This window comes from Stenotrophomonas sp. 1L-E-5-B-C3, from assembly GCF_057292075.1.
This window is the reverse complement of the sequence record NZ_JBXAWS010000020.1, coordinates 58,985-64,984: the sequence shown is the minus strand read 5'-3', so window position 1 is coordinate 64,984 and position 6,000 is coordinate 58,985. Positions and strand designations below refer to the sequence as shown.

The 6,000-nt window shown below is 67.4% G+C and carries 4 protein-coding genes and 1 rRNA gene; 3 read left to right on the top strand and 2 right to left on the bottom strand.

The genetic code is table 11. From position 1 onward, the window contains the following. Positions 1 to 91 (top strand): 5S ribosomal RNA (gene rrf / locus AC0Z6F_RS19730); the annotation flags it as partial. 380 nt (positions 92 to 471) lie between these two features. Here rrf and AC0Z6F_RS19725 read toward each other — a convergent pair. Further along, positions 472 to 2,187 (bottom strand): M28 family metallopeptidase, encoded by a 1,716-nt coding sequence (locus AC0Z6F_RS19725; protein ID WP_485618249.1) that lies wholly within the window; start codon positions 2,185 to 2,187, stop codon positions 472 to 474. Positions 2,188 to 2,273: 86 nt separating this feature from the next. Further along, positions 2,274 to 2,936 (bottom strand): DUF4097 family beta strand repeat-containing protein, encoded by a 663-nt coding sequence (locus AC0Z6F_RS19720; RefSeq protein ID WP_485618247.1) that lies wholly within the window; start codon positions 2,934 to 2,936, stop codon positions 2,274 to 2,276. A gap of 95 nt (positions 2,937 to 3,031) precedes the next feature. Here AC0Z6F_RS19720 and AC0Z6F_RS19715 point away from each other — a divergent pair, with 95 nt between their 5' ends. Both AC0Z6F_RS19715 and AC0Z6F_RS19710 read left to right on the top strand, forming a co-directional pair. After that, positions 3,032 to 4,330 carry a murein hydrolase activator EnvC family protein gene (locus AC0Z6F_RS19715; protein ID WP_065724855.1) on the top strand — a complete coding sequence of 433 codons (1,299 nt, stop codon included), beginning with the start codon at positions 3,032 to 3,034 and terminating at the stop codon, positions 4,328 to 4,330. A gap of 108 nt (positions 4,331 to 4,438) precedes the next feature. Beyond that, on the top strand, positions 4,439 to 5,911 hold the full coding sequence (locus AC0Z6F_RS19710) for a S41 family peptidase (protein WP_485618245.1): 1,473 nt from the start codon (positions 4,439 to 4,441) through the stop codon (positions 5,909 to 5,911). Positions 5,912 to 6,000: the final 89 nt, after the last annotated feature.

The following is a 6,000-nucleotide window of genomic DNA, read 5'->3' as shown; positions in this document are numbered from 1 at the left end:
CCACCCGATCCCATCCCGAACTCGGAAGTGAAACGTAGCTGCGCCGATGGTAGTGTGGCCTAAGCCATGCGAGAGTAGGTCATCGCCAGGGTTTACACCCAAAACCCCGCTGCTCACGCAGCGGGGTTTTTCTTTGTGTGCCGGAAATACGGGTAGTGCCGGCCGCTGGCCGGCAACCCGATGGCGTTACATCGCCCGGTACATCCGCGCCACGCGTGGATGCCCTCTGCGAGGAGGCATGGCGCCAACCAAGGTTGGCGGCTACCAACAGCAGGCCCACACAGCGATCGCTTGCCGGCCAGCGGCCGGCACTACAAGTAGAACCACGTCATGCGTGGATGCTCTCTGCACGGAACCACGGCGCCAACCAAGGTTGGCATCTACAGCTGCAGGGCGATCGCCCACAAAAAAGCGGCGCCCTTGCGGGCGCCGCCTTGGCTTGCTTCAGTAATCAGTCGAGCAAGCTCGACGCTACTTCGCCGCAGCCGGGGCCTTGTCCTTCATCATTGCATCGCGGGCTGCCTTGAACGGGTTGCCTGCATACCAGTTCGGCCAGCGATCGCCGCCGGCCAGTTCCTTGCCGACGCCGTACATCAGCTGCAGGTCTTCGACAGTACCGTCCAGCTTCCAGGTGGCCGCGTCGAACTCATCCTTCGGGCCGTGGTAGCGGTTGGCGCCGTAGTCCGCTGCGGCCTTGCGACCCGCGTCCACGCCACCGTCGCGCAGGTCCTCGCCGCCATCGGCGTACAGAGCCGGCACGCCGGCCTTGGCGAAGTTGAAGTGGTCGGAACGGAAGTAGAAGCCGCTCTGCACCGAGGTCTCACCGTGCAGGGTACGGTCCTGGGCCGCGGCCAGCGGCTTGAGGATGTCTTCCAGCTCCGAGCTGCCGAAGCCGGTGACGGTCACGTCCTTGGCACGGCCAGCCACCGACATCGCATCGATGTTGATCACGCCGGCGATCTTGTCCAGCGGGAAGGTGGGATGCGCGACGTAGTACTTCGAACCCAGCAGGCCGGATTCTTCCAGGGTCACCGCCAGGAACACCACCGAACGCTCCGGCTTCGGCTCCTGGTGGGCCATTGCTTCGGCCACTTCGAGAATGCCGGCCACGCCGGTCGCGTTGTCGACCGCGCCGTTGTAGATGTTGTCGCCGGTCTCGCCCTCGTGCTTGCCCAGGTGATCCCAGTGCGCCATGTACAGCACGGCCTCGTCGGCACGCTTGCTGCCCGGCAGTACGCCCACCACGTTGCGCGATTGCTTCTGCGCGATCTGGCTCTTCAGATCGACCGCAGCGGTGGCCTTCAGCGGCACCGGCTTGAAGCCGCGCTTGCTGGCGTCCTTGTACGCCTGCGCCAGGTCCAGGCCGGCACCGGCGAACAGTGTCTTGGCGGCGTCGGCACTCAGCCAGCCCTGCACCGGGATGCGGGCTTCCGGGTCATCCTTGGCCGGCAGGTCGTACTGCGGGCCCGCCCAGGAGTTCTTCACCACGTCCCAGCCATAGGAGGCGCCGGCGGTGTCGTGCACGATCAGCGCGGCGGCGGCGCCCTTGCGAGCGGCCTCCTCGAACTTGTAGGTCCAGCGGCCGTAGTAGGTCATGCGCTTGCCGTCGAACAGCTTCGCGTCATCGACGTGGAAGCCCGGGTCATTGACGAACATGACGACCGTCTTGCCCTTCCAGTCCTGGCCGGCGTAGTCGTTCCACTTCTGCTCCGGCGCATCGACGCCGTAGCCGACGAACACCAGGTCGCTGGCATCGACCTTCACTTCGGCCTGGCCGGTACGGGTGCCCACCACCATGTCGGTGCCGAACTTCAGCTCGGTGGTCTTGCCGCCCTGGGTGATCTTCAGCACGGTCGATTCGTTGGCCGTGGTCTCGGTCATCGGCACGTCCTGGAACCAGCTGTCGCCGTTGCCGGGCTGCAGGCCGATGCGCTGCATCTGGTCGCGGATGTAGTTGACCGTCAGTTCTTCGCCCTTGCTGCCCGGGGCGCGGCCTTCGAATTCATCCGAGGCCAGGGTCTTGACCATTTCGGCGAAGTCGCCGGCGTTGATCTCCGGCGAGAACGAATGGGCGGCCGGCTTCGCAGCGGCGGTGTCGGTGGCCGGCGCGGGCGCCGGAGTGTCTTCGCCTTTGCAGGCGCTGAGCGCGGCCGCAGCGGCCAGGCACAGGAGGAGTTTGCGGGGCATCGTCGATTCCTGGAAAACAAAGGGCGGCCACACCTCGTGCGCGGCCGGTAACAGCGAGTATCACCGAACCGATCGGCCCGGTGCGCTCAATCCGCCGGAGCGGTTTCGGTGTCGAACGGAATCGGCTCGGCGCCGGTGACCGGCCCGATACGGGCGGTGCGGTGCACGTACAGCACCACCTCGCGTTCGAACTGCAGTGGGCCGTTGACCACGGCATTCGGGCCGATGATCACGCGCGGCTTGCGGCTGGCGGTCAGCGAGACGCTGAAGTTCGGCTTGCGCACGTGCAGGCCACCGTTCACCTGTGAACCGATGCCGACGGTGATATCGCCGTTGACGGTCTCCACGTCCTTGCCGACGCGGCTTTCGACCAGGCCGATGCCACCGTTCACGGTTTCGACGCCGCCTTCGATCTGGCTGCCGCGATCGCTGAAGATGCTGCCGTTGACCGTGCTGACGTCGCCACGGGCGATCACTTCGCGGCCCAGGCGCACGCCACCGTTGACCGTCTCGATCTGGCCGGTGCGTGCGCGGTCGGCGACCTTGACCCCGCCGTTGACGGTGTCGATGCTGCCGGTCTCGACGCCTTCACCGACGCGGATACCGCCGTTGACGGTATCCAGCTTGCCGTAGCGCTGGCCGGCGTCGGCGCTGATGCTGCCGTTGACCTTGCTGATGTCTTCCTGCGCCGCAACCGGCCCGGTGGCCAGCAGCACGCCCAACAGCAGCGGAATGGAAAGAGTTTTCATGGGGACCTCGATGGATGTGCGGCTGGCAGGCCGCGTGCGGAGATGTCACCATTCCCCGGTACCCCCTGCAACTGCCTGAAGTCACTGGAAAGCCCTTGCGCGACAACGCCTTCCCATCACGCCGACATCACATCGCCGCCATTCGCGGCGGGCGCTGCCTGCTGCTGGGGCTGGCGTTGGCCCTGGCCCTGCCGTTGCCCGGTGCTGCGCAGACCACCCGCGAGACCGAGCGCAAGCTGCAGAAGCTGCGCACCGAACTGAAGGGCGTGGCGCAGGAGCGCCGGCAGATCGAGGGGCAGCGCGGCCAAGCCTCGCAGCAGTTGCGCGACGCCGACGAGAAAGTCGCGCGCAGTGGCCGCGCCCTCGCGCAGACTGAAAGCGCCTTGCGCGAACAGAGCCAGGCGCTGGCCGAGGCCGAGCAGCGCCGCAGCACCCTGCAGACCAACCTGGCCCAGCAGCATCGCGAGCTGGCCGGGTTGCTGCGCGCGGCCTACCAGCTGGGCAACCACGCACCGCTGAAACTGCTGCTGTCGCAGGATACGGTGGCCGACGCCAACCGCGCCCTGGCTTACCACCGCTACCTGCAGCGCGAACGCGCGCAGCGCATCACCACGCTGACTGCCGACCTGAAGGAACTGGAGGCGCTGCAGGCGCAGATCGCCGAGCGCCGGCAGAAGCTGCAGGGCAGCCAGCGCGACCAGAAGCAGCAGGCCGCCACCCTGGCGGCCGATCGACGTGACCGCGCGCAGACCGTGGCTTCGCTGGACGAGCGCTTCAAGGACAAACGCGAGAAGGAACAGGCGCTGGGCCAGGACGCCAAGGCGCTGGAAACACTGCTGGCCAATCTGCGTGCGGCCGCCGCCCGTGCCGAGGCCGAGCGTCGCGCGGCTGCGCGCCGTGCGGCAGCGGAGAAGGCCGCCGCAGAACGTGCGGCACGCCAGGCCGCCGCGCAGGGCCGGCCGCCGCCGCCCACCAAGGTGCCGCCTGCCGTGGCCTCGGCGCCCGCCCCGAAGGTTGGAGGCCTGGGCTGGCCGTTGTCCGGCAATCTGCTGGCGCGCTATGGCGGCAAGTTGCCTGACGGCCGCACCAGCAGCGGTGTGCTGATCGGTGCGCCGGCCGGCAGTACCGTTACTGCGGTGGCCGATGGCACCGTGGTGTTCTCCGACTGGATGACCGGCTACGGCATGATCCTGATCGTCGACCACGGCAACGGCTACATGAGCCTGTATGCCCACAACGACACCCTGCTCAAGGATGCCGGCGCCCGGGTCAGCCGCGGCGATGCGGTGGCCAAGGTCGGCAATTCCGGCGGCCAGGGCGTGACCGCGCTGTACTTCGAGCTGCGGCGCGGCGGGCAGCCGGTCAATCCGGACAGCTGGCTGCAGCGGCGCTGAATCCAGCACTACCGCAGGCATGGCGGATTCAACGGGAATTTAGCTGTGCTTCGCGCATAATCGGTGCATGTGCCTTGGGCACGATGCCATCGTCGACAGGAGTGATCCATGCGCGCAGCCCGTACCGCCACCCTCTTGCTGGCTCTGTTGCCAGCGCTGTCCTGGGCGCAGCAGACCGCGCCCGCCCCGAGCCAGGAAACCAGCGGGCAGGCGGCGAACAGCGAGGAGGCGGTGACCTCGAAGGTGCCGTTGGAAGACATCCGCCGTTTCGTGGCGGTCTACAACGCGGTTCGCGCCGCCTACGTCGATCCGGTCGATGACAAGAAGTTGATGCAGTCGGCGGTGCGCGGCCTGCTGCTCGACCTTGATCCGCACAGCACCTATTTCAACAAGGAAGACGCGCAGGCCTTCGACGAGCAGGCCAGCGGCGCCTATGAAGGCATCGGCGTGGAGCTGCAGCAGCAGCCGGACAACGCCAGCATGAAGGTGATCTCGCCGATCGACGACACACCGGCGGCGAAGGCCGGCATCCTTGCCGGTGATCTGATCATCGCCATCGACGGCAAGCCGATAAGCAAGATCGACGCCAGCGAACCGCTGCGGGGCGCCGCCGGCAGCAAGGTGGTGCTGACCATCGTGCGCGAGGGCAAGCCGAAGCCGTTCGATGTCAGCCTCACCCGGCAGACCATCCGTGTGACCAGCGTGCGCAGCCGCCTGCTGGAACCGGGCTATGGCTACATCCGCCTGAGTACCTTCCAGGCCGACACCGGTTCTGATTTCCAGAAGCATGTGCAGCAGCTGCAGAAGCAGTCCGGCGGCCAGCTCAAGGGCCTGGTGCTGGATCTGCGCAGCAACCCGGGTGGCCTGCTGACCGCCGCCGTGCAGGTGGCCGACGACCTGCTCGACAAGGGCAACATCGTCAGCACCCGCGGCCGCATCAGCATCAGCGATGCACGTTTCGATGCAACGCCGGGCGATCTGTTGAAGGGCGCACCGGTGGTGGTGCTGGTCGACGCCGGATCGGCCAGCGCATCGGAAGTGCTGGCCGGCGCGCTGCGCGACAACAAGCGTGCCCGCGTGGTCGGCAGCCGCACCTTCGGCAAGGGCTCGGTGCAGACCGTGCTGCCGCTGGACAACGGCGATTCGGTGAAGCTGACTACCGCGCGTTACTACACGCCCAGCGGCAAGTCGATCCAGGCCACCGGCATCGTGCCGGAGGTCGAACTGAAGCCGGCCGCTACGCCGGTCGAGGATGCACTACCGGCCAGCCTGAGCGACTACAGCGAAGCGACCCTGCCGGGCCATCTGCGCGGTGACGACGAAGGCACCGAGGGCTACCACGCCGGTGCGGTACTGCCGGGCGATGGCCCGATCAACGACGCGCTGGCCGAGCTGAAGAACCCGGGTTCGGTGGCTGCACGTCTGAAGGCCGAGGCAGCGAAGGCCGCTGCGGCCAAGGGTGCGAAGGCGGCGGCCGCGAAGCCGGAGGCCACGCCGGATGCGAAGGCCGAGCCGAAGGCGGAGAGCAAGCCGGAAGCAAAGCCGGAAGCAAAGCCCGCTCCGGCCCCTGCCAAGCCCTGACGGTAGCGCCGGGCCATGCCCGGCGACGAAACCTGCAGTCGAGCGAGCTCGACGCTACGAACGAACGAGCGGGTGCATGGAGCCGGCCA

Bases quoted from the DNA above. Each gene is read 5' to 3' on its own strand.
- AC0Z6F_RS19720 (WP_485618247.1), bottom strand. From the start codon at position 2,936: ATGAAAACTCTTTCCATTCCGCTGCTGTTGGGCGTGCTGCTGGCCACC.
- AC0Z6F_RS19710 (WP_485618245.1), top strand. From the start codon at position 4,439: ATGCGCGCAGCCCGTACCGCCACCCTCTTGCTGGCTCTGTTGCCAGCG.
- AC0Z6F_RS19725 (WP_485618249.1), bottom strand. From the start codon at position 2,187: ATGCCCCGCAAACTCCTCCTGTGCCTGGCCGCTGCGGCCGCGCTCAGC.